The sequence below is a fragment of the Pseudomonas sp. EMN2 genome (assembly GCF_009650555.1).
GTDB lineage: Bacteria > Pseudomonadota > Gammaproteobacteria > Pseudomonadales > Pseudomonadaceae > Aquipseudomonas > Aquipseudomonas sichuanensis.
Genome location: NZ_VZZR01000112.1, coordinates 1 through 21,379, shown reverse-complemented (window position 1 = coordinate 21,379; position 21,379 = coordinate 1). Strand labels below are relative to the sequence as shown.

The following is a 21,379-nucleotide window of genomic DNA, read 5'->3' as shown; positions in this document are numbered from 1 at the left end:
TATGGTGGGTCGTGTAGGATTCGAACCTACGACCAATTGGTTAAAAGCCAACTGCTCTACCAACTGAGCTAACGACCCGTTGGATGGCGCGTATATTACTGATTTCTCAGGGGAAATCAACACCCCATACGCATTTTTTTAAAAATATCGGGTTGGGTCCGCCACACCAGCCGCACTGAAGCCATCGGCCCGCAGGCGGCAGCTGTCGCACTTGCCACAGGCGCGCCCTTCGTCATCGGCCTGATAGCAGGACACGGTCAGGCTGTAGTCCACACCGCGAGCGATACCGGCCTGGACAATCTGCGCCTTGCTCAGGTTCTGCAGCGGCGCCTGGATGCGGAAGCCCTGCCCTTCGACCCCGGCCTTGGTGGCCAGGTTGGCCATGCGCTCGAAGGCCTCGACGAACTCGGGGCGGCAGTCCGGGTAACCGGAATAGTCCACCGCATTGACACCGATGAAGATATCGCGAGCCTCAAGCACTTCGGCCCAGCCGAGCGCCAGCGAGAGGAACACGGTATTGCGCGCCGGCACGTAGGTCACCGGGATGCCTTCGCTTGGCGCTTCCGGCACGTCGATACTGCTGTCGGTCAGGGCCGAGCCGCCGATGCCGTTCAGGTTCAGGCCAATCACCTTGTGCTCGACCACGCCCAGGTCACGGGCGACCCGCGCCGCGGCCTCGAGCTCGGCACGATGGCGCTGGCCATAGTCAAAGCTCATGGTGTAGCAGGCGTAGCCTTCAGCCTTGGCCATGGCTACCACGGTGGCCGAATCGAGGCCACCAGAGAGCAGGATTACCGCGCGTTTTTCAGTCATGTCTTTTCTCTCAGCGTCCAGGTTCGTCGTTCCACAGCAGCTTGTGCAACTGCAGCTGGAAACGCACGGGCAGGTTGTCGGCGACGATCCAGTCCGCCAGGTCGGAGGCGCTCACCTGATGGTGGCTGGGCGAGAACAGCACCTCGCCGGCACGCTCGGCCAGGTTGTACTGGATCAGTTTGGACACTGCCCAGTCGTAGTCTTCGCGCGAGCAGATGACGAACTTGACCTGATCGTTGCGGGTCAGCAGCTCGATGTTCTCGTAGCGGTTACGGTGCGACTCTTCGGAGCCTGGCGTCTTCAGGTCGACCACGCGGCTTACCCGGGTATCGACGCCGCTGATATCGAGCGCGCCGCTGGTTTCCAGCGACACCTCGTAACCGGCATCGCACAGGCTGCGCAGCAGCGGCAGTGCGTTGGGCTGAGCCAGCGGCTCACCGCCGGTGACACAGACATAGCGCGGCTTGAAGCCGGCCACCTGCTCGAGGAGCGAATCGAGCGTACGGATGCTGCCGCCGGTAAAGGCATAGGCACTGTCGCAGTACTGGCAGCGCAGGGGGCAACCGGTCAGGCGCACGAATACCGTGGGCAGCCCAGCCGTTCGCGTTTCACCCTGCAACGAGTAAAAGACTTCGGTGATGCGTAATGTGTCTTGCATGATCGCCACGGGCGTGACAGCTGAACAGGCTGTCCGCCTCCGTCAGGCACTGTCGCGGACTCGACATGGCGTTATCCGCAGCAGCGTGTTTACGAAAAAAAGGGCAGTGATTCTAACGAAAAAACCCGCGACAAGCGCGGGTTTCTTCATGAAGCATTGACTCAGAGCTTTTGCAGGTCACGCTCGGCCAGTTTGGCGGCGGTGGTTTTAGGGTAGTCGGTGACCACCTTCTGCAAAATGCCCTTGACCTTGTCGGTGTGGCCCAGGCGGCGCTCGACGTCGGCCAGCTTGTAGAGCGAATCCGGCACCTTGCTGTGTTCCGGATACAGCTGGCTGACCTTGGCAAAGGCCTGGCTGGCGCCCTGCAGGTCGCCTTTGGCGAGGTTCACTTCGCCCAGCCAGTATTGCGCGTTACCGGCGTACTGGCTGTTGGGGTACTTGCGCAGGAAGGCATTGAAGGCCTGGCTGGCCTTGTCGAAGTCCTTCTGCTTGATCAGGTCGAAAGCGGCGTCGTAATAGAGCTTTTCTTTCGCCGGATCACCCGGCTCGCTGCTGGCGGCCGGTTGCTGCGCGGCGCTGGCGCCGGCGGCGGCACCCGTGGCTGCGTTGTTCGCACCACCGGTGGAGGAATTATCGGGAGTCGCGGCAGGTGCCGTTCCGCTGCCAATGCGGCGGTCCAGTTCCTGATAGCGCTCGAGGTTTTCCTGCTTCATGCGCGACACATCGTTCTGCAGCTCTTCGATGATGCCTTGCTGGCGGGAAAGCTGGTCCTGCATCTGCTGCAGCTGCATGAACAGCTGGCCGTTTGCAGAAGCAGGGGCCGAAGCCCCTGCTCCGGCATAGGCGCCGCTCGTGCCATAACCCGCAGGTGGCAAACCACCCGCGTTGTCATCTACTACGGGAACCGCAGCCCACGCCGAAAGGGGCAGGCTGAGTGCGAGGACGGTTACTACACGGCGGCACATACGCATAGGAACTTACTTACGCAGTTCTACGCGACGGTTCTGAGCCCAGGACTGCTCGTCGTTGCCGGTGGCAACTGGACGCTCTTCGCCGTAGGAAACCAGTTCCAGCTGAGCAGGGGAAACGCCCTGCAGAACCAGGTAGCGCTGAACGGCTTTCGCACGACGCTCACCCAGAGCCATGTTGTACTCGCGGGTGCCGCGCTCGTCGGTGTTGCCTTCCAGAACAACGCGGTTGCCGTTGGACTTCAGGTCCTTGGCGTGAACGTCCAGAGCGCGCATGGCTTCTGGCTTCAGGTCCGAGCTGTCGTATTCGAAGTAGAAGGTGGTGATTGCGCGCAGGGCGGCTTCTTCGCTCAGGGAGCCGTCAACAGCGCCAGTGTTGGCACCGTAACCAGCGTTCGGATCAACAGCGCCTTCACCAGCGTTGTCGCCGCCTTTCGAGGAGCAACCTACAGCTACGGCCATGGCCAGAGCCAGCGCAGCGAATTTACCAAACTTCAGCATTTCCATCTTGAAACTCCTAATGAAACCCCAATGTGTTAAGCAAAACGTGTTACGCCGCAATCAGTTCAGGTAAGGGGACCAGGACGGTTCTCTGACTTCGCCTTGAGCGGTAGGAAGTGGGAGCCTCACGCGGCCGTTAAGCGACACGAGCATCAAGACTCCCCGGCCCTGCTGGCGGGTGGCGTAGATTAGCATGGTGCCGTTTGGCGCAACAGTGGGAGACTCATCAAGACTGGTCTCGGTGAGAATCTTTACACTTCCGCGTTGCAGATCCTGGGCAGCCACTTTGAAGTTGGTGAAACCCTGTTGGCGATGGATCATCACCAGGGTCTTTTCATCCGCCGACAGTTTCGGGTTGGCGTTGTAGTTGCCAACGAAAGTTACCCGCTCGGCACCACCGCCACTCACCGACTGTTTGTAGATCTGCGGCTTGCCGCCACGGTCGGAAGTGAAGTAAAGGGTGTTGCCATCCTTGCCCCAGAACGGCTCGGTATTGATACCGGGGCCGGCGGTGACACGGCTGATCTGACGCGAGGCGACGTTCATCACGTAGATGTCCGGGTTACCGTCTTTCGACAGCACGAACGCCAGGCGAGTACCGTCGGGCGACCAGGCAGGCGCGCCGTTCAGGCCTTCGAAGTTGGTGACCTGCTCGCGGCGGCCGGTATCGATGTGCTGGACGAAGATGCGCGGACGCTTCTGTTCGAACGACACGTAGGCGATGCGTTTGCCATCCGGTGCGAAGCGCGGCGACAGGATCGGCTCGCGCGACTGCAGCAGGGTGACCGCGCGGGCGCCGTCGTAGTCCGAACGCTGCAGGGTGTAACGGGTGTTGTTGGTCGAGAAACGCTCGGCGGTCACGTACAGCATGCGGGTGGAGAACGCACCCTTGATGCCGGTGAGCTTCTCGAACGACTGGTCGGCGATGTAGTGGGACATGTCACGCAGTTGATCGACACCCCCCGCGACGCTGCCGGTCAGCACTTGCTGCTCGGTGGCGACGTTGAACAGCGCATAGCTGACCTGCAGGCGGCCACCGGCAGGCACGATGCTGCCGACCATGACGTACTGCGCGCCCAGTGCCTTCCAGTCGCGGAAGATGACTTCGCTGGCCTGGGTGGGCTGGCTGATCATGTTCTGCTTCGGAATCGGCGAGTAGTAGCCGGAGTTGCGCAGGTCATTGCCAATGATATCGGCCATGTCCTCGGGCAGCACGCTGCCGCCCTGCACGCCGAAGGGCACTACCGCGATTGGGGTTGCCCGGTCGCTGCCGCTGGTGACCAGGATGTTCTTCTCCTCCGCCATGGCCATGCCTGCCACGCAGCAGAGCAAGACCAGGAGTCCTCTCAGACGTTTAATCACAACGCTAGATCCTCAGGTGTAAATGTCATCTTGAATGAACGATACGGATTGAATTCGTTCGGCTTCAAGCCCTGCATCTCGGTCAACCGACCAATGTTCTTCACCGCGGCCACGGCCGAGCTGTCGAACGGACCGTCGCCGCTGGATTTGGCCACGCTCACGTTGGTGAGGGTACCGTCCGGCAACATGTTGATCTGCAGAACTACCGTCATGCCCTTGCGCGCAGAAGGAGGACGCGCCCAGCCTTCGGCTGCTCGCATACGGATCAGGTCGTCGAAATCGCCGGCCACCTGGTCGCCCTGCTCATCAGCCAGCGCCTGCTGGCGCTCGGTGGTGTCGGACAACAGCTCGGCAAGTGCCTGAGCCTTCTTGTCTTCCGCCGATTTGCGGGCCGCTTCCTGTGCTTTTTTCTTCTGGGCGTCTGCAGCGGCCTTTTTCTTGGCCTCTTCAGCTGCCTTCTTCTTCGCTTCCTCGGCCGCCGCTTTCTTCTTGGCGTCCTCGGCTGCTTTTTTCTTCGCGTCTTCGGCGGCTTTCTTCTTCGCCTCTTCCGCTGCCTGTTTCTTGGCCTCTTCTTCGGCCTGCTTTTTCGCTTCTTCTTCAGCCTTCTTCTTGGCGATGTCGGCCTGCTGCTTTTCAGCCGCCTTCTTCGCCTCTTCGGCCTTCTTGGCTTCTGCGGCTTTCTTCTGCTCGGTCGCCTTGGCGGCCTCTTCGGCTTTCTTGGCCTCGGCGGCTTCGCGGGCTTCTTCAGCTTTTTGAGCAGCGTCGGCTTTCTTTTGTTCCGCAGCCTTCACGGCTTCCTGCTCGACCTTCTTCTGCTCCAGCTGCTCGACCTCGGTCTGACGCGACGCGGTCTTCTTCGCTTCCCCGGCAATCTTCTGATTGGTCTGGGTAGTCGCCTGGCTCTTGGACTTGAGCTGGTAGAGCGTGGCCTGGACGATCGGCTTGGAGGGCGGCAGCTCAGGCGTCATGGCAAAACTGACGAACAGCATGCCAAACACCAGCACATGCAGGCCGATGGCCCAGACACTGGGCCAGAAGTAGCTTTCCGAGGCGGATGGCTCTCGCTGCTGCATCAGGGCGCCTCGGTAATCAGGCCAACGTTACCGACACCGGCCTTCTGCAACCCGCCCATGGCACCCATGACCGCGCCGTAGTCGACGGACTTGTCGCCACGAATGAAGACCTGGGTCTGCTTGCCCTGGTCGCGACCGGCGGCAATGATCTTGGTTACCGCGCTGGTCATTTCCGGCAAGGTCATGGCCTTGTCCATCTGCTTGTCGGTGTCGACTTCACTGCCGAGGTTCCAGAAGTAAGTCTTGTCGGCCTTGATCGAGATGGTCAGGATCTGCACGTTGTTGTCCTGCGGCAGGGCTTCGCTGGACACCTTGGGCAGGTCTACTTTCACGCCCTGGTTGAGCATGGGAGCGGTCACCATGAAGATGACCAGCAGCACCAGCATCACGTCGATGTAGGGCACCACGTTCATCTCGGCGACCGGCTTGCGTTTGTGGCGAACTCGGGCCATGGGTTTCTACCTGATCACTCTTCGCTGGTGTGTACTTTGCGGTGCAGGATCGCCTGGAACTCGTCGGCGAAGGTGTAGTAACGACCAATCAGTACTTCACTGCGTGCGGCAAAGCGGTTGTAGGCGATAACCGCCGGGATAGCGGCGAACAGGCCGATCGCGGTGGCAATCAGGGCCTCGGCGATACCGGGGGCCACGGTGGCGAGGGTCGCCTGCTGGGCGCTGGCTAGGCCGCGGAACGAGTTCATGATGCCCCAGACGGTACCGAACAGGCCGATGTACGGGCTGGTGGAGCCGACGGTGGCCAGGAACGGCAGGCTCTGCTCGAGCTTCTCTTCTTCGCGGGAGATAGCAACGCGCATCGCACGGCCAACACCTTCCATCACCGCGTCCGGGTCGACACCCGGCTGCTGGCGCAGGCGCGAGAATTCCTTGAAGCCGGCACGGAATACCTGCTCGACGCCCGAATCCGGGTCGGGGTTGCTACCGGCCTGGCGGTACAGCTTGGACAGGTCGATACCCGACCAGAAGCGCTCCTCGAAGGCATCCAGGGCACGACGACCGGCACGCAGCATGGTGCTGCGCTGGAAGATCATGATCCAGGACATGACCGAAGCGGCCACCAGGGTGAGCATTACCAGCTGAACCACGACGCTGGCATTGGCGACCAGGCTCCACATGGAGGTATGGTCGACGACGTTTGCTTCCACGCTTATTCTCCTGCGTTGGATTGAGTACCCGTACCATCCGCCAGGAACGCATCGCGCAGTTCTGGGGGAATGGCCCGGGGCTTGAAAGTGTCGGCACGCACGGCGGCCACAAGGAACTGCCCTTCACAGAGCAGCACTTCATCCTTTATTCGCCATACCTGCTGCACGAAGCGCAGGCTGGCGCGATTCAATTCAAGCACTTGCGCGGTCACCCGCAATTCGTCGTCCAGCCGCGCCGGCGCGTGGTAGCGCGCTTCGCTGGAGTGCACGACGAACAAAAGATTGTCACCCGCCAGTTGCGCCTGGGAAAAACCCAGGTGACGCAGGCGCTCGGTGCGCGCTCGCTCCATGAACTTGAGGTAGTTGACGTAGTACACCACCCCACCCGCGTCGGTATCCTCGTAATAGACGCGACAGCGGTGTGCGAACGGTTCCAGCCCATTTTGCGCGCGCATACTCTAGTGCTTACTCCTGAACTTGCCAATCCGCCCAGGCAACTGTTTTTGCCGGGTTAATGTCGTATTGCCAGCGTTTGGTGGGCATGCCTGCGGTAGGACCACGAAATCGCCGGTTCGATCTGTCATTCGTCGTCCTGCGCGGAATATTCCCCGCCTTCACAGAAGCGCCCGGGAATGTTCAGGCCGAAATGCAGGTAGGCATGGCGAGTGACCACGCGGCCTCGCGGGGTGCGCATGATATAGCCTTGCTGGATGAGGTACGGTTCCAGCACGTCTTCGATGGTATGGCGCTCTTCGCTGATAGCTGCGGCGAGGTTGTCCACGCCCACCGGGCCACCGTCGAACTTCTCGATCATGGTCAGCAGCAGGCGCCGGTCGGAATGGTCGAAACCACGCTCGTCGACGTCCAGCAGGTTGAGCGCCATGTCCGCAACGGCCTTGGTGATCTCGCCCTTGCCGCGCACCTCGGCGTAGTCACGCACACGGCGCAACAGGCGGTTGGCAATGCGCGGGGTACCGCGCGCACGGCGGGCGATCTCGAAGGCACCGGTGTCCTCGATCGACAACCCGAGAATGCCGGCCGAACGGCTGACGATGGTCGCCAGGTCCCGATCGCTGTAGAACTCCAGGCGCTGAACGATACCGAAACGATCACGCAGGGGGTTGGTCAACATGCCTGCGCGGGTGGTGGCACCGACCAGGGTGAACGGTGGCAGATCGAGCTTGATCGAGCGCGCAGCCGGCCCTTCGCCGATCATGATGTCCAGCTGGAAGTCTTCCATGGCCGGATACAGCACTTCCTCGACCACCGGCGACAAGCGGTGAATTTCGTCGATGAACAGCACATCGTGCGGTTCCAGGTTGGTCAGCATCGCCGCCAGGTCGCCCGGGCGCTCGAGGATCGGCCCTGAGGTGCTCTTGACCGACACACCCATTTCGTGGGCGATGATATTGGCCAGCGTGGTTTTGCCAAGGCCCGGCGGGCCGAAGATCAGGGTATGGTCGAGGGACTCGTTGCGACCGCGCGCAGCCTGAATGAACAGCGCCATCTGCTCGCGAACCACTGGCTGGCCGATGTATTCCTCCAGGCGCAGCGGACGGATTGCGCGGTCCTGGACCTCTTCGCGGTCGCGTCCGGAGGCGGCAATCAGGCGGTCGGTCTCGATCACTTGGTAATCATCCCTTTGAGGCTGCGGCGGATCAGCTCTTCACTGCTGAGGTTGGCCTTGCCTTCGATGGCGGAAATGGCCTTGCTGGCCTCCTGCGGCTTGTAGCCCAGCGATACCAGCGCACTCACCGCGTCGGCCTCGGCCGTGTTGACGCTGGCCACCGGCAGCGGGCCGTCGGACACCAGGGCGAACATCGCCGGCGAGGTTTCCCAGGCCTTGAAGCGGTCCTTGAGCTCGACCAGCAAGCGCTCGGCGGTCTTCTTGCCAACGCCCGGCACGCGCACCAGCACGGCGGCGTCCTGCGCCTGTACACAGCGCACCAGGTCGTCGACTTCAAGCCCGGACATCAACGCCAGCGCCAGCTTCGGGCCAACGCCATTGAGCCGGATCAGCTCACGGAACAGTTCACGCTCACGTTTTTCAGCGAAGCCATAAAGCAGGTGGGCATCTTCACGCACCACCTGGTGGGTATGCAGGGTCACGACCTCCCCCACCTTGGGCAGGCGATAGAGGGTGGTCATCGGCACTTCGAGCTCGTAGCCCAGGCCATTGACGTCGACAATCAGGTGCGGCGGCTGTTTTTCCGCCAAGGTGCCGCGCAAACGTCCAATCACGTTCCGATCCTTTCTCTGGGGCGCCGGTCAGAAACCGCACAACCCTATCAGCAAATGCTTCGGGTGAACGGGCCACCCGGACAAAATGTGTATCAGCGCATGAAGCGGTTACAGACGCAAGCGCCCGCCGCGCCGCCGCGCTGTGGTCAAGCCATGGGGAATAAGGCTGGAGCGGGTATGGGCATGGCACAGGGCGATGGCCAGGGCATCGGAGGCGTCGACTTGCGGCTTCTGGGTGAGCTTGAGCAGGTGCATGACCATCAACATCACCTGGTCCTTGTTGGCCCCACCGGTGCCCGCCACCGCCTGCTTGACCTGGCTGGCGGTATATTCGGCGATCTCCAGGCCCGCCTCTGCGGCGGCCACGATTGCGGCACCGCGCGCCTGCCCCAGCTTGAGCGCCGAATCGGCATTGCGCGCCATGAACACCCGCTCGATACCCATGGTCACCGGCCCGTGCTGACGAATGATCTCGCTGACACCGCGAAAGACCACGAGCAGCCGATCGTGCAGCTCGCCATCACCGGTGCGAATACAGCCCGAGGTGACGTACTCGCAGCCGCGCGCAGTCTGCCGGACCACACCGAAGCCGGTGATGCGCGAACCGGGGTCGATACCAAGAATCAGAGTCATAACGCCTACAGGTATTTACGAATTTGCCGGCCCTATCGCGGGACAAGCCCGCTCCCACCTAGACCTCGTGGGAGCGGCGGTGCGCCGTTGCGACTTGCCCCGCGATAGCACCTGTCGCCGAAACTATCAGCCCAGCGCTTCCATGATCTCGTCGGAGATCTGTGCATTGGAGTAGACGTTCTGCACGTCGTCCAGATCCTCGAGCATGTCGATCAGCTTGAGCACCTTCTCGGCGCCTTCCTGATCCAGCTCGGCACTGGTGGTCGGCTGCATCACGATCTCGGCATCCGAAGCCTTGAAGCCGGCTTCTTCCAGTGCATTACGCACCGCGTAGAAGCTGTTGAATGAGGTGAACACATCGAAGGAGCCGTCGTCGTTGGCCACCACGTCGTCGGCATCGGCCTCCATCGCGGCTTCCATCAGCGCATCTTCGTCGACGGCCAGCTCTGCGGCAAAGCTGATCTGCCCCTTGCGCTCGAACAGGTAGGCCACCGAACCGTCAGTGCCCAGGTTGCCACCGCACTTGGTGAAGGCATGGCGCACGGCCGCGGCGGTACGGTTGCGGTTGTCGGTCATGGCTTCGACCATGATCGCCACGCCACCCGGGCCGTAACCCTCATAGCTGAGCTCTTCGACGTTGTCGCTTTCGTTGGTGCCGGCCCCTCGGGCCACGGCGCGGTCGATGATGTCGCGGCTCATGTTGGCACCCAGGGCCTTGTCCAGCGCCAGGCGCAGACGCGGGTTGGAAGCCGGGTCACCACCGCCTTGCTTGGCGGCGACGGTCAGCTCGCGGATCCACTTGGTGAAGATCTTCCCTCTCTTGGCATCCTGGCGCTCTTTGCGGTGCTTGATGTTCGCCCACTTGGAATGACCAGCCATAACGACTCCAAATCCTTGAAACAGAAACAGGTTCCGCCCCGAAGGGCGGAACGCATGAAATACATGGGCGCAGCGCTATCGATGCGCCCGAGTCCGTGATTACTCGACCTTGGTCTGCTCACGCAGACGGATGTGCAGCTCGCGCAGGGCCTTGGCGTCGACCAGGCCAGGGGCCTGGGTCATCACGCACGCGGCGCTCTGGGTTTTCGGGAAGGCGATCACTTCACGGATCGACTGGGCGCCGGTCATCAGCATGACCAGACGGTCCAGACCGAAGGCCAGGCCACCGTGGGGCGGCGCACCGAATTTCAGGGCATCGAGCAGGAAGCCGAATTTCTCTTCCTGTTCCGCCGCCTCGATACCCAGCAGACGGAAGACCGCCTGTTGCATTTCCTTGCGGTGGATACGGATCGAACCGCCACCCAGTTCAGTGCCATTGAGCACCATGTCGTAGGCGCGGGACAGCGCGGTGGCCGGGTTGGCCTCCAGCTCTTCCGGGGTGCACTTCGGCGCGGTGAACGGGTGGTGCAGTGCGGTGAAGCTGCCGTCTTCGTTCTCTTCGAACATCGGGAAGTCGACGACCCACATTGGGGCCCACTCGCAGGTCAGCAGTTCGAAATCGTGGCCCAGGCGGATACGCAGTGCGCCCAGGGCTTCGCTGACGACTTTGAACTTGTCGGCGCCGAAGAACACGATGTCGCCGTCGACCGCACCCACGCGGTCGAGGATGTTGTTGAGGTTGGCCTCAGGGATGTTCTTGACGATCGGCGACTGCAGGCCTTCGACACCCTTGGCGCGCTCGTTGACCTTGATGTACGCCAGGCCCTTGGCACCGTAGATGCCGACGAACTTGGTGTACTCGTCGATCTTGCTGCGCGGCATGCTCGCGCCGCCTGGCAGACGCAGGGCGGTGACGCGGCATTTCGGATCGTTGGCGGGGCCGGCGAAGACCTTGAAGTCCACGTCCTTCAGCTGGTCGGCAACGTCAACCAGTTCCAGCGGGTTGCGCAGGTCAGGCTTGTCGGAACCGTAGCGACGCATGGCCTCTTCGAAGGTCATGTGCGGGAATTCACCGAATTCCAGGTCCAGCACTTCCTTGAACAGCTTGCGGATCATGCTCTCGGTGAGGCCCATGATCTCGGACTCGTCGAGGAAGCTGGTCTCGATGTCGATCTGGGTGAATTCCGGCTGACGGTCAGCACGCAGGTCTTCGTCACGGAAGCACTTGGCGATCTGGTAGTAGCGGTCGAAGCCGGCGACCATCAGCAACTGCTTGAACAGTTGCGGCGACTGCGGCAGAGCGAAGAAGCTGCCGGCGTGGGTGCGGCTCGGCACCAGGTAGTCGCGGGCGCCTTCCGGAGTGGCGCGGGTCAGGATCGGCGTCTCGACGTCGAGGAAGCCATTTTCGTCGAGGAAGCGGCGGATGCTGGTGGTAATGCGCGAACGCAGGCGCAGCTTCTCGGCCATCTCCGGGCGACGCAGGTCGATGAAGCGGTAACGCAGGCGGGTTTCCTCGCCAACGTCGGAGTATTCGTTCAGCGGGAACGGCGGCGTTTCGGCTTCGTTGAGCACGGTCAGCTGGTAGCCGAGGATTTCGATGGCGCCGGAGGCCATGTTGGCGTTTACCGCGCCTTCCGGACGCTTGCGCACCTTGCCGGTGATCTGCACCACGTATTCGCTGCGCACGCGGTCGGCGGCGGCGAAGGTTTCGGCGCGATCCGGGTCGAATACGACCTGGGCCATGCCTTCGCGGTCACGGATATCGAGGAAGATCACCCCGCCGTGGTCGCGACGACGATGGACCCAGCCGCAAAGGGTGACTTCCTGGCCGTCCAGGCTCTCGTTCAGTTGGCCGCAATAATGGCTGCGCATCATGGTCGTGGTTTCGCTTCTCGTGATTCGTGTATTCGGTGGAGGTCTTCGCCGCCCAAGGGGCTAATACTGCAAGACCCGGTCGGTGCAATTCAACTCAGTCGGCCTTGTCGCCGCCTGCCAGATTCTTTTTTGCCCCGGTCTTGAAGTCGGTCTCGTACCAGCCGTTGCCACTCAGGCGAAAGCCGGGGACCGACAGCAGCTTTTTCAATGCCGGGGCCTGACACGCCGGGCAATCGGTCAGCGGCGCGGCACTGATCTTCTGCAACACCTCCATGCGGTGTTCGCAGGATGCACATTGATAGTCGTAAAGGGGCATGGTGTCTCTCGTCAACCACATTGCAGGCTGCCCACGGCAGCAAAGAGCGGGATTATATATGGTTAACCGGAGCAGTGCAGCCCGCCCGGCGATCAGTGTGAATCCGGCGCATCCTGCAACCATGCCACGCAGATCACCCGGATCAGGCCACTGAAGTTCCTCACCCCGCCATGGCGCAGGTGCACCTCACGATCAACATAGGACAGCACGGCGCTCACCGAACACCGATTGGCCTCGGCAATCCGCTCAAGGATCCGCCAGTAGACAGCCTCCAGGCGCAGGCAGGTTGCAAAACCATTGAGCCGCACGGAACGCGACACCGGCCCGGCCTGCTGCATGTCGAAATCCATCTTGAACGGATCAATACGCGGCCGACCACTTCCCAGCCCCTGCCTGCTCCCAGCATTCACACCTTGCGTAATACCGTACATCGCTTCGCTCCATCGACACGAACCATCCCCGTCCGTCGCTCCGGACGAGACCTAGACGTCAATGAAGCGCCGCCACGCATGTCGGTAGCAGCAGCAAAGCCTTCCCCTTAAACGAACAGGGCACGGCACCCACTGTGGCGCCGCCCCTGCCTTCAATGCTTGCGCAAGGGTCAAGCAGCAATTACTTCCCGTCGAGCAAAACCCGCAGCATCCACGCGGTTTTCTCATGCACCTGCATGCGTTGGGTGAGCAAGTCGGCGGTTGGCTCGTCGCTGACCTTGTCCACCACCGGGAAGATGCTGCGCGCGGTACGCACCACCGCCTCCTGGCCCTGCACCAGCTGCCGGATCATTTCATCGGCGACGGGTACCCCCTCTTCCTCCTTGATCGACGAATGGCGCGCATAAAAGGCATAGGAACCCGGCGCGGGGAAACCCAGCGCACGGATGCGTTCGGCAATGGAGTCCACCGCCAGCGCCAGCTCGTTGTACTGCTCCTCGAACATCAGGTGCAGCGTGCGAAACGACGGCCCGGTGACATTCCAATGGAAATTGTGGGTTTTCAGGTACAGCACATAGGTATCCGACAGCAGCCGGGACAACCCTTCGACAATGGACTTGCGATCTTCTTCACTGATACCGATATCGATTGCCATGACGTTCCCCTCTCCTTGTAGGCCCGGTTGATCAAGCGGGCGCCAGTCACTGCGAAACATGCCTGCGCGACAACCCTACAAACCCTAGCAAGAGATTCCCCGCCACGCAGGCCGCGACGGCCAGCCGGCGCACGCGGTTTGAGATGCCTGCGCCTTTGCTGTTAAATAGGCAGCGTGCCACCCGTGCGGACTGTTATTGCCGGGTGCATAGGCTGGGATGTCACGTTTTTGCGCTTACACCTCACGCGCACCGTGCAGCCAGCTCATCCTGTGATCGGCCTTATCAATGCGAGCCAAATCAAATGTTCAAGATCGTCCATCTGGTGACGGGCGTGGCTGCCTTGCTGCTATCGCTCATACCCAGCCTCAGAACCGACGCAACACCCCTGCTGCAACAACCCGAGGCCGTATACCTGGCCTTGCTCGGGCTGCTCAACCTGATCCTGGCCCCGGCCCTGCCGCTGTATTACAACGGCATGCGCCAGCAATTGCAGCGCGCGACCAGCATCCTGCTGGTACTGGCCGTCGCCCTGCAGACACTCACCCTGCTGGCGCGCCCGGAACTGGGCAGCCTGCCTGCACTGGCCTGCGCCATCCTCGCCTGCGCCCTGCACCTGGCGGCGGGTTTTGCCCGCACGCCACGCAAGACCCGCAGCCAGGGCGTAGCGCAAGACGCAGGCCTGCGCGATACCGGTACGGTGAAGTGGTTCAATACCTCGAAGGGCTTCGGCTTCATCTCTCGCGACACCGGTGACGATATCTTCGTGCACTTTCGCGCCATCCGTGGCGAAGGCCACCGCGTCCTGGTCGAAGGCCAACGCGTGGAATTCTCTGTGATGCACCGTGACAAAGGCCTGCAGGCCGAAGACGTGGTCGCGGTCTCGCGCCGCTGACCACAGTCTCCGCCGCCTTCAATAATGAGGCGGCGGAGCCTCTTCTCCCTCGCTGCCGTACTGGCCAACCATCTCTTCGTAACGCTTGATCAACTCGGCCACCTGCAATTGCAGGTGCTCGATCACCCGCCCCTGTTCGACCACCACGTCATTCAGCGCCTGGATGGTGTCATCCTGGAACGCCTGCCGGGTTTCCAGCTCGACGATCTGCATTTCCAGCGACATGCCTCAGGCCTCCTTGAAGCTTTCACCGAGCAACGCACGCATACGCTGGCGAATGCCTTCCACCTGTTCCGGCGCATAGTCGATGGCCGGCACCTTGCCCCATACCGGCGCAGGCCAGGCGGCATCGCCGTGGCGACGGACGATGACATGCATGTGCAACTGACTGACAACGTTACCGAGCGTGGCAACGTTCATCTTGTCGGCAGCAAAGGCATCCTTCAACGCTTCGGCCAAGGCATTGGTTTCCTGCCAGAGCTGCTGCTGATCAGCCTCTTCGAGGTCGAAAAGCTCGCTGATGTCGGCGCGACGCGGAACCAGGATAAACCAGGGGTAGTTGGCATCCTTGCTCAACAGCAAGCGGCATAGCGGCAGGTCGCCCAGCACCAGGGAATCCTGCTGCAGGCGCGAATCGAGAGTGAACACGGCGTACCTCCTGAAAAACAATGACGCCCCACAGGGCGAAAACAGGGGCGAAGGATACCCTGCTTCCTCTTGTGCCACATCAGCGAGAACAGGCACCCAACAGCTACGCGCACCCGTTTGAGCCGGCGACGGTAACACCACGCTACTTTTCGCACCAAAATGATGCCAATCGTCACCGCACCACCACACTTTCTTCACACAAAACACGCAGGATCAACAGTCACGGGTAACACCTTGACTTTGAAGGCAACTGTTGGCGACAAGCAGGGCATTGATCCTTGGCACACCATAAGACAGGCGCCGCCCCGTGTTTACGGTGATTTCCACCCTGGCGCTTCGGCAATTGTGAAAATTTCATCAAGCGTTCGTGATTTTGAGCACGCTTGTTGCATTCGTTTGACGCCAAGTCGGCACGACACCTGCATCGTCGGGTGGACGCGACAAATAACAACAGCGGCATCGGATCCACCAGGGAGTTTTCAAGCCACAACTTTGTGATTACGCACTCTTGATGGCTTGACAACAGCGCTGGCGTTGTACGCCCAACTAAACAGGGCGTGATTTGCGACATGGAAATAACTGTACGCGACACGGCCATAAAGTTATCGAAAGGTTGTTTTTGCCCGTATCGCCAAGAATAGTCTGCGTGATATACATTTTCGCCGACATAACAAGAAAGAGCTGCCCCCTATAACTAAAACACCAGGGCGCAGCGGTACTCTTCCTAAAAACCAAAGGAGCAAATCACGATGCGCGTGATGAAGTGGAGCATGATCGCCCTGGCAGTAGCAGCAGGGACCTCGCAGTTTGCTGTCGCCTCTTCGCAGGATGAGTCCAAGGGCTTCCTCGAAGACAGCAAGCTCAACGTCAAGACCCGGATGCTGTATTTCAGCCGTGACTTCCGCAACAACGATCGTGACAAAGACGGCAACCGTCAGAGCCGCGTGGAAGAAACCGGCCTGGGCTTCCTGGGCACCTACGAATCCGGCTTCACCCAAGGCACCGTCGGTGTCGGCGTCGACGCCATCGGCATGCTGGGCCTGAAACTGGACAGCGGCAAAGGCCGCGCCGGCACCGGCCTGTTCCCGACCGGCTCCGACGGCCGCTCGCAAGACGACTACTCGAAAGCCGGCGGCGCGGTCAAATTCCGCGTATCCGACACCGTACTCAAGGTTGGCGACCAGTTCACCGCTCTGCCGGTCTTCGCCACCGACGACAGCCGCTTGCTGCCAGAGATCGCCCAAGGCGGCCTGATCACCAGCAACGAAATCAAGGGCCTGACCCTGCACGCCGGTCGCTTCACCAGCCTGACCGCGCAAGCCGAGACCAACCGCGACAGCCTGCACCTCAAGGAAGCTGACGTAATCGGCGGCACCTACGCCTTTACCGACACCCTGAGCACCAGCCTGTACTACTCCAACGTTGAAGACTACTGGCGCAAATACTACGCCAACATCAACTGGGCGCTGCCGATCTCCGACAAGCAAGGCCTGGTGTTCGACTTCAACATCTATGACACCAAGAGCGACGGCGCAGCCCTGGTCAAGGCCTACGACGGCGACAAACTGGACAACCGTGCATTCAGCCTGTCCGGCGCCTATAACATCGGCGCACACACCTTCACCCTGGCCTACCAGAAGGTCACCGGTGACGGCGACTACGCCTACGGCGTGGACGGCGGCGGCACCATCTTCCTGGCCAACTCCATTGCCCGCTCCGACTTCAACGCCGAAGACGAGAAGTCCTGGCAGGCTCGCTACGACCTGAACTTCGCCGAGTACGGCATTCCAGGCCTGTCGTTCATGACCCGTTACGTGCGTGGTACCGGCGCCAACGTTACTGGCACCGACAACGGCAAGGAATGGGAACGCGACGTAGACATCAAGTACGTGCTGCAGGAAGGCCCGGCGAAAGACCTGAGCTTCCGCGTCCGTCAAGCCACCTACCGCTCCGCCGACGGCGTGTACTACGGTTCGAGCTCGATCGACGAACTGCGCCTGATCGTCGAGTACCCGCTGAGCATCCTGTAAGCCTGTGCTTGCAACGCTTCGCGAATGAAGAAGCCCGGCCTAGGCCGGGCTTTTTCATGGCTGACACAAGCGCACGACTGCTGCATTCTGTACGCTTTCGTCTCGCCCCCGTACAATGCGGGGTCATTTCACATTCAGGCAATCGACACGGCTCACCATGCGCACCAGTCAATATTTGCTCGCCACCCAAAAAGAAACCCCGGCAGATGCCGTGGTCATCAGCCACCAGCTCATGCTGCGTGCCGGCATGATCCGCAAACTGGCCTCCGGCCTCTACACCTGGCTGCCGATGGGCCTGCGGGTGATGCGCAAGGTCGAGGCCGTGGTCCGCGAGGAAATGAACGCCGCCGGTGCCCTTGAAGTGCTGATGCCAAGCATCCAGCCCGCTGAGCTGTGGCAGGAATCCGGCCGCTGGGAACAGTACGGCCCGGAGCTGCTGCGCCTGAAGGACCGCCACAACCGCGACTTCTGCGTCGGCCCGACCCACGAGGAGGTCATCACCGACCTCGCGCGCAACGAGCTGTCGAGCTACAAGCAGCTGCCGCTGAACATGTACCAGATCCAGACCAAGTTCCGTGACGAGATCCGTCCGCGCTTCGGCCTGATGCGCGGCCGCGAGTTCATCATGAAGGACGCCTACTCCTTCCATGCCGACCAGGCTTCCCTGCAGGAAACCTACGACCGCATGCACCTGGCCTACAGCAACATCTTTACCCGCCTGGGCCTGGACTTCCGCCCAGTACAGGCCGACACCGGCTCCATCGGTGGCAGCTACTCCCACGAATTCCACGTGCTCGCCTCTTCCGGTGAGGACGACGTGATCTTCAGCGACAGCTCCGATTACGCCGCCAACATCGAGAAGGCCGAGGCCATCCCGCGCGAAACCGTGCGTCCGGCCCCGACCGAAGAACTGCGCCTGGTCGACACCCCAGACGCCAAGACCATTGCGCAGCTGGTGGAAAACTTCGGCCTGGCGATCGAGAAGACCGTCAAGACCCTGATTGTGCATGGTGCCGAAGAGGGCAAGCTGATCGCCCTGATCGTCCGTGGCGACCACGAGCTCAACGAAATCAAGGCCACCAAGCTGGAACAGGTTGCCGAGCCGCTGGTCATGGCCAGCGAAGCCGAACTGCGCGCCGCCATCGGTGCCGGCGCTGGCTCCCTCGGCCCGCTGAACCTGCCGCTGGAATGCATCATCGACCGCTCGGTCGCCCTGATGAGCGACTTCGGCATCGGTGCCAACATCGACGACAAGCACTACTTCGGCGTGAACTGGGAGCGTGACCTGCCGGTTCCACAAGTCGCCGACCTGCGCAACGTCGTCGAAGGCGACCCGAGCCCGGACGGCCAAGGCACCCTGGTCATCAAGCGCGGCATCGAAGTCGGCCACATCTTCCAGCTCGGCACCAAGTACAGCGAGGCACTCAAGTGCCAGGTACTGGGTGAAAACGGCAAGCCGGTGGTGCTGTCGATGGGTTGCTACGGTATCGGCGTATCCCGCGTGGTCGCCGCCGCCATCGAGCAGAGCTACGACGACAAGGGCATCATCTGGAACGACGCCCTGGCGCCCTTCCAGATCGCCCTGGTACCGCTGCGCTACGAAACCGACGTGGTACGCGAAGCCACCGACAAGCTGTACGCCGAACTGACCGCTGCCGGTTTCGACGTACTGCTGGACGACCGCGACAAGAAGACCAGCCCCGGCATCAAGTTCGCCGACATGGAGCTGATCGGCATCCCGCACCGCATCGTCGTCAGCGATCGCGGCCTGGCTGAAGGCAACCTGGAATACAAGCACCGCACCGAGCAAGACGCCCAGGCGTTGCCGCTCAACGAAGTGCTGAGCTTCCTGCAGGCCCGTATCCGCCGCTGATAAACCGTTGCGCGAGTGATCATGTCCAAGCGAAGTACCTACACCCTGGGGGGCGCCGCACTGTGCGGCGCCCTGCTCCTCAGCGGTTGCGCCAACCAGATGCCCCAGCGCAGCGACCATGAAGAGCGCGTCGAGCGCAAGCTGCTCGAACACAGTCTGCAGATCGATGTCGGCGAGCCCAAGGTCATGGAGCTTCCGCAACGGCGCGTGCGCATTCACGAACAGCAGCGCTTCGAGGTCACCGAATTCGAGGTGACCCGTCGATACGACCGCTACACGCCCTACCAGCCTTGGCGGGAGATCTACGAGATCCCGCTGGGTGCGGTTGCAGTGGTCGCCGGTATCGGCGCCAACGTGGCCAACGTGTTCGCCCTCGGCAACCTGCCCGAGAGCATGACCCACGACTGGCTCAGCTATGGCGTGGCCGGGCTCAACCCTTTCATGAACACGCCGTCCAACGGCCGGGCGCAACAGAACCTGGCCGGCATCAGCGAAGTCGAGAAAGGCAAGCGCGAAGAGTTCACCAGCGTGCCCTGGAACGAGCGCCTGGTCGAGGTCAAGGCCGGCAAGATGACCCACGAGCTGACCACCGACAAGAACGGTGTGCTACGCCTGAACCTGCTCGACAGCCCGTTCTCCGAGCAAAACCTCAAGCACGTAGGCACCCTGCACTTGCAGGTGGTCGACGAGGACAACGGCGTGCGTGGCGATGCCAGCCTGCTGGTCAGCGGCAGCCTGCGCGGCAAGCTGCTGGAAGCGCACGAGCTGATCTTCGATGACCTCGAAGACGACGACGTTGGCCAGTGGGTACATCGGGTCAAGCGCCTCTCGGAGCTGGGCCTGGAAGAAGAAGCCAGCGAGCTGGAGCAGAGCCTGATCGAGCTGACTCGCAACGATCCGGAACTGCAGCAGGACTTCCTCAAGACGCTGACCAAGGAAACCGGCCGCCTGGTCGCCGACCCTGGCGCGCAATGAATGGTTTGACGCAATAACCGCAAGGGGCGCACATCGCGCCCCTTCTTTATTTGTCTTCGAATAACTCCAGTTGTTCATGGGCACCGCGCAAATCGCGCAATCTCACCCCTACGCCCAGCAAGCGCACGGGCTTGCCGCCGCGTGCGAACGCCTGGCTGAGCAACTGCCGGTAACTCTCAAGGTCACGCCCTGCCCCTGCCTGCTCCAGGGTGGTTTGACTGAAGTCGTGGAACTTCACCTTGACGAACGGCTTGTCGGGCCGATAGCTGCTGTCCATCCGTGCAATGCGCTCGTTCAGGCTGGCCAGCAGGTCGGGGAGTTTTTCCAGGCAACTGGCCAGGTTCGGCAGGTCATGATCGTAGGTATTTTCCACGCTGACCGACTGGCGACGGCTGTCATTTTGCACCGCACGCTCATCGATACCCCGCGCCAGCCCCCACAAGCGCTCACCGAAACTGCCGAATTCCCGGACCAACGCCAGGCGCGACCAGTCACGCAAGGATAGGCAGGTATCGATGCCCAAGCGCGACAGCTTGTCCGCCGTGACTTTGCCTACTCCGTGCAGACGAGCGACCGGCAGCGCGGCAACGAACGCCTCCACCTGATCCGGCGTAATCACGAACAGGCCGTTGGGCTTGCGCCAGTCACTGGCAATCTTGGCCAGGAACTTGTTGGGTGCCACCCCGGCAGAAACCGTGATATGCAACTGCTGTGCGACACGCCTACGAATATCTTCGGCAATGCGCGTGGCGCTGCCAGCAAACCACTGGCTGTCACTGACATCCAGATAAGCCTCGTCCAGCGACAAGGGCTCGATCAGCTCGGTGTAGTCACGGAAGATTGCGTGTATCTCTCGGGACGCCTCACGGTAGGCCTCAAAGCGAGGCTTGACGATCTGCAGGTCCGGGCACAGCTTCATGGCATGCCCCGAGGACATCGCCGAGCGCACGCCATAAGCCCGCGCCTCATAATTGCAGGTGGCAATCACCCCGCGCTGCCCTGGCTGCCCACCTACTGCCATGGGGCGCCCCACCAGGCGCGGGTCGTCACGCATCTCGATGGCGGCGTAGAAGCAGTCACAGTCGACATGAATGATCTTGCGCAAGGACATGGACGACAGCCAGTACTGTAAATTCATACAGATAGTACCCCAAGCCCCATGAGCGCAGACAGCCCGTACACGACAATCAGTCTGGAACCCCCGCCAACACTGGGTCAGCTACCGATCTGGCACGCTAAGAGTTTGAACGGGAAAGGTTTTTTTGATTTAAATGTTGACATCAGGAAGGAATTCCGTAGAATTCGATCTCACAGGCGCGGGATGGAGCAGCCTGGTAGCTCGTCGGGCTCATAACCCGAAGGTCGTCGGTTCAAATCCGGCTCCCGCAACCAG

Annotated in this window: 24 protein-coding genes and 2 tRNA genes; 5 read left to right on the top strand and 21 right to left on the bottom strand. The window is 61.5% G+C overall.

Annotation, left to right across the window (positions count from 1 at the left end; genetic code table 11):
* Positions 1–2: 2 nt before the first annotated feature.
* The 18 genes from F6X61_RS25505 to F6X61_RS25420 all read right to left on the bottom strand — a co-directional run bounded on the left by F6X61_RS25505 (position 3) and on the right by F6X61_RS25420 (position 13,567).
* Positions 3–78 (bottom strand) — tRNA-Lys (locus F6X61_RS25505).
* Positions 79–138: 60 nt separating this feature from the next.
* Complete coding sequence (gene queC, locus F6X61_RS25500; RefSeq protein WP_153789078.1) at positions 139–813, bottom strand: 7-cyano-7-deazaguanine synthase QueC; 675 nt, start codon at positions 811–813, stop codon at positions 139–141.
* Between the two features lie 10 nt (positions 814–823).
* A complete protein-coding gene (gene queE, locus F6X61_RS25495) occupies positions 824–1,471 on the bottom strand; it encodes a 7-carboxy-7-deazaguanine synthase QueE (RefSeq protein WP_153789077.1) in 648 nt (215 codons plus the stop codon).
* Between the two features lie 161 nt (positions 1,472–1,632).
* Complete coding sequence (gene ybgF / locus F6X61_RS25490; protein WP_153789076.1) at positions 1,633–2,442, bottom strand: tol-pal system protein YbgF; 810 nt, start codon at positions 2,440–2,442, stop codon at positions 1,633–1,635.
* A gap of 6 nt (positions 2,443–2,448) precedes the next feature.
* Positions 2,449–2,946, bottom strand: coding sequence for a peptidoglycan-associated lipoprotein Pal (pal, locus tag F6X61_RS25485; RefSeq protein WP_008090230.1), 498 nt, complete (start codon positions 2,944–2,946; stop codon positions 2,449–2,451).
* 54 nt (positions 2,947–3,000) lie between these two features.
* Positions 3,001–4,251 carry a Tol-Pal system beta propeller repeat protein TolB gene (tolB, locus tag F6X61_RS25480; protein WP_218575553.1) on the bottom strand — a complete coding sequence of 417 codons (1,251 nt, stop codon included), beginning with the start codon at positions 4,249–4,251 and terminating at the stop codon, positions 3,001–3,003.
* 47 nt (positions 4,252–4,298) lie between these two features.
* Positions 4,299–5,375: a cell envelope integrity protein TolA gene (gene tolA, locus F6X61_RS25475; RefSeq protein ID WP_125465141.1), complete on the bottom strand. Its 1,077-nt coding sequence runs from the start codon at positions 5,373–5,375 to the stop codon at positions 4,299–4,301.
* Complete coding sequence (gene tolR / locus F6X61_RS25470) at positions 5,375–5,827, bottom strand: protein TolR (RefSeq protein WP_110992339.1); 453 nt, start codon at positions 5,825–5,827, stop codon at positions 5,375–5,377. The genes tolA and tolR overlap by 1 nt, the downstream gene beginning before the upstream one ends.
* A gap of 14 nt (positions 5,828–5,841) precedes the next feature.
* Positions 5,842–6,537, bottom strand: a complete 696-nt coding sequence (gene tolQ, locus F6X61_RS25465) for a protein TolQ (protein ID WP_110992340.1) — start codon at positions 6,535–6,537, stop codon at positions 5,842–5,844.
* Between the two features lie 2 nt (positions 6,538–6,539).
* On the bottom strand, positions 6,540–6,992 hold the full coding sequence (ybgC, locus tag F6X61_RS25460) for a tol-pal system-associated acyl-CoA thioesterase (RefSeq protein ID WP_110992341.1): 453 nt from the start codon (positions 6,990–6,992) through the stop codon (positions 6,540–6,542).
* Between the two features lie 125 nt (positions 6,993–7,117).
* Complete coding sequence (ruvB, locus tag F6X61_RS25455; RefSeq protein ID WP_110992342.1) at positions 7,118–8,164, bottom strand: Holliday junction branch migration DNA helicase RuvB; 1,047 nt, start codon at positions 8,162–8,164, stop codon at positions 7,118–7,120.
* Positions 8,161–8,778: a Holliday junction branch migration protein RuvA gene (gene ruvA / locus F6X61_RS25450; RefSeq protein WP_110992343.1), complete on the bottom strand. Its 618-nt coding sequence runs from the start codon at positions 8,776–8,778 to the stop codon at positions 8,161–8,163. Before ruvA ends, ruvB begins: the two co-directional genes overlap by 4 nt.
* Before the next feature lie 108 nt (positions 8,779–8,886).
* Positions 8,887–9,411 carry a crossover junction endodeoxyribonuclease RuvC gene (gene ruvC, locus F6X61_RS25445; RefSeq protein ID WP_125465144.1) on the bottom strand — a complete coding sequence of 175 codons (525 nt, stop codon included), beginning with the start codon at positions 9,409–9,411 and terminating at the stop codon, positions 8,887–8,889.
* 126 nt (positions 9,412–9,537) lie between these two features.
* Positions 9,538–10,290: a YebC/PmpR family DNA-binding transcriptional regulator gene (locus F6X61_RS25440; RefSeq protein ID WP_153789074.1), complete on the bottom strand. Its 753-nt coding sequence runs from the start codon at positions 10,288–10,290 to the stop codon at positions 9,538–9,540.
* A 99-nt stretch (positions 10,291–10,389) separates the two neighbouring features.
* Complete coding sequence (gene aspS / locus F6X61_RS25435; RefSeq protein WP_110992346.1) at positions 10,390–12,165, bottom strand: aspartate--tRNA ligase; 1,776 nt, start codon at positions 12,163–12,165, stop codon at positions 10,390–10,392.
* 94 nt (positions 12,166–12,259) lie between these two features.
* Complete coding sequence (locus F6X61_RS25430; protein ID WP_003254776.1) at positions 12,260–12,481, bottom strand: FmdB family zinc ribbon protein; 222 nt, start codon at positions 12,479–12,481, stop codon at positions 12,260–12,262.
* Between the two features lie 92 nt (positions 12,482–12,573).
* A complete protein-coding gene (locus tag F6X61_RS25425; RefSeq protein ID WP_256671425.1) occupies positions 12,574–12,912 on the bottom strand; it encodes a ribbon-helix-helix domain-containing protein in 339 nt (112 codons plus the stop codon).
* Between the two features lie 181 nt (positions 12,913–13,093).
* Positions 13,094–13,567 (bottom strand): Dps family protein, encoded by a 474-nt coding sequence (locus F6X61_RS25420; protein ID WP_016392255.1) that lies wholly within the window; start codon positions 13,565–13,567, stop codon positions 13,094–13,096.
* A 302-nt stretch (positions 13,568–13,869) separates the two neighbouring features.
* Between F6X61_RS25420 and F6X61_RS27435 the strand changes: the two genes are divergently transcribed.
* Entirely contained in the window at positions 13,870–14,460 is a 591-nt protein-coding gene (locus tag F6X61_RS27435; RefSeq protein WP_153789073.1) for a cold-shock protein, read from the top strand.
* Positions 14,461–14,478: 18 nt separating this feature from the next.
* On the opposite strand, the gene F6X61_RS25410 is transcribed toward F6X61_RS27435, so the two are convergent.
* Entirely contained in the window at positions 14,479–14,685 is a 207-nt protein-coding gene (locus tag F6X61_RS25410) for a SlyX family protein (RefSeq protein ID WP_153789072.1), read from the bottom strand.
* Positions 14,686–14,688: 3 nt separating this feature from the next.
* Positions 14,689–15,108, bottom strand: coding sequence for an HIT domain-containing protein (locus F6X61_RS25405; protein WP_153789071.1), 420 nt, complete (start codon positions 15,106–15,108; stop codon positions 14,689–14,691).
* A 749-nt stretch (positions 15,109–15,857) separates the two neighbouring features.
* On the opposite strand from F6X61_RS25405, the gene F6X61_RS25400 reads away from it, so the two are divergent.
* The 3 genes from F6X61_RS25400 to F6X61_RS25390 all read left to right on the top strand — a co-directional run bounded on the left by F6X61_RS25400 (position 15,858) and on the right by F6X61_RS25390 (position 19,986).
* Positions 15,858–17,138, top strand: coding sequence for an OprD family porin (locus tag F6X61_RS25400; protein ID WP_153789070.1), 1,281 nt, complete (start codon positions 15,858–15,860; stop codon positions 17,136–17,138).
* Between the two features lie 157 nt (positions 17,139–17,295).
* Positions 17,296–19,011: a proline--tRNA ligase gene (locus F6X61_RS25395; protein WP_153789069.1), complete on the top strand. Its 1,716-nt coding sequence runs from the start codon at positions 17,296–17,298 to the stop codon at positions 19,009–19,011.
* 21 nt (positions 19,012–19,032) lie between these two features.
* Positions 19,033–19,986, top strand: a complete 954-nt coding sequence (locus F6X61_RS25390; RefSeq protein ID WP_110992352.1) for a hypothetical protein — start codon at positions 19,033–19,035, stop codon at positions 19,984–19,986.
* A gap of 46 nt (positions 19,987–20,032) precedes the next feature.
* Here the strand turns inward: F6X61_RS25390 and dinB are convergent, their stop codons facing one another.
* On the bottom strand, positions 20,033–21,091 hold the full coding sequence (dinB, locus tag F6X61_RS25385; RefSeq protein ID WP_178125888.1) for a DNA polymerase IV: 1,059 nt from the start codon (positions 21,089–21,091) through the stop codon (positions 20,033–20,035).
* A 210-nt stretch (positions 21,092–21,301) separates the two neighbouring features.
* On the opposite strand from dinB, the gene F6X61_RS25380 reads away from it, so the two are divergent.
* Positions 21,302–21,378, top strand: a tRNA-Met gene (locus tag F6X61_RS25380).
* Position 21,379 lies beyond the last annotated feature (1 nt).

What these genes read in the sequence shown, in the direction of transcription:
- F6X61_RS25400 (WP_153789070.1), top strand. Translation starts at nt 15,858, where the DNA reads ATGCGCGTGATGAAGTGGAGCATGATCGCCCTGGCAGTAGCAGCAGGG.
- F6X61_RS25395 (WP_153789069.1), top strand. Translation starts at nt 17,296, where the DNA reads ATGCGCACCAGTCAATATTTGCTCGCCACCCAAAAAGAAACCCCGGCA.
- ruvC (WP_125465144.1), bottom strand. Translation starts at nt 9,411, where the DNA reads ATGACTCTGATTCTTGGTATCGACCCCGGTTCGCGCATCACCGGCTTC.
- F6X61_RS25410 (WP_153789072.1), bottom strand. Translation starts at nt 14,685, where the DNA reads ATGTCGCTGGAAATGCAGATCGTCGAGCTGGAAACCCGGCAGGCGTTC.
- F6X61_RS27435 (WP_153789073.1), top strand. Translation starts at nt 13,870, where the DNA reads ATGTTCAAGATCGTCCATCTGGTGACGGGCGTGGCTGCCTTGCTGCTA.
- aspS (WP_110992346.1), bottom strand. Translation starts at nt 12,165, where the DNA reads ATGATGCGCAGCCATTATTGCGGCCAACTGAACGAGAGCCTGGACGGC.
- F6X61_RS25390 (WP_110992352.1), top strand. Translation starts at nt 19,033, where the DNA reads ATGTCCAAGCGAAGTACCTACACCCTGGGGGGCGCCGCACTGTGCGGC.
- F6X61_RS25425 (WP_256671425.1), bottom strand. Translation starts at nt 12,912, where the DNA reads ATGTACGGTATTACGCAAGGTGTGAATGCTGGGAGCAGGCAGGGGCTG.
- tolR (WP_110992339.1), bottom strand. Translation starts at nt 5,827, where the DNA reads ATGGCCCGAGTTCGCCACAAACGCAAGCCGGTCGCCGAGATGAACGTG.
- pal (WP_008090230.1), bottom strand. Translation starts at nt 2,946, where the DNA reads ATGGAAATGCTGAAGTTTGGTAAATTCGCTGCGCTGGCTCTGGCCATG.
- tolB (WP_218575553.1), bottom strand. Translation starts at nt 4,251, where the DNA reads ATGGCCATGGCGGAGGAGAAGAACATCCTGGTCACCAGCGGCAGCGAC.
- ybgC (WP_110992341.1), bottom strand. Translation starts at nt 6,992, where the DNA reads ATGCGCGCGCAAAATGGGCTGGAACCGTTCGCACACCGCTGTCGCGTC.
- F6X61_RS25420 (WP_016392255.1), bottom strand. Translation starts at nt 13,567, where the DNA reads ATGGCAATCGATATCGGTATCAGTGAAGAAGATCGCAAGTCCATTGTC.
- F6X61_RS25430 (WP_003254776.1), bottom strand. Translation starts at nt 12,481, where the DNA reads ATGCCCCTTTACGACTATCAATGTGCATCCTGCGAACACCGCATGGAG.
- ybgF (WP_153789076.1), bottom strand. Translation starts at nt 2,442, where the DNA reads ATGCGTATGTGCCGCCGTGTAGTAACCGTCCTCGCACTCAGCCTGCCC.
- queE (WP_153789077.1), bottom strand. Translation starts at nt 1,471, where the DNA reads ATGCAAGACACATTACGCATCACCGAAGTCTTTTACTCGTTGCAGGGT.
- queC (WP_153789078.1), bottom strand. Translation starts at nt 813, where the DNA reads ATGACTGAAAAACGCGCGGTAATCCTGCTCTCTGGTGGCCTCGATTCG.
- tolA (WP_125465141.1), bottom strand. Translation starts at nt 5,375, where the DNA reads ATGCAGCAGCGAGAGCCATCCGCCTCGGAAAGCTACTTCTGGCCCAGT.
- F6X61_RS25440 (WP_153789074.1), bottom strand. Translation starts at nt 10,290, where the DNA reads ATGGCTGGTCATTCCAAGTGGGCGAACATCAAGCACCGCAAAGAGCGC.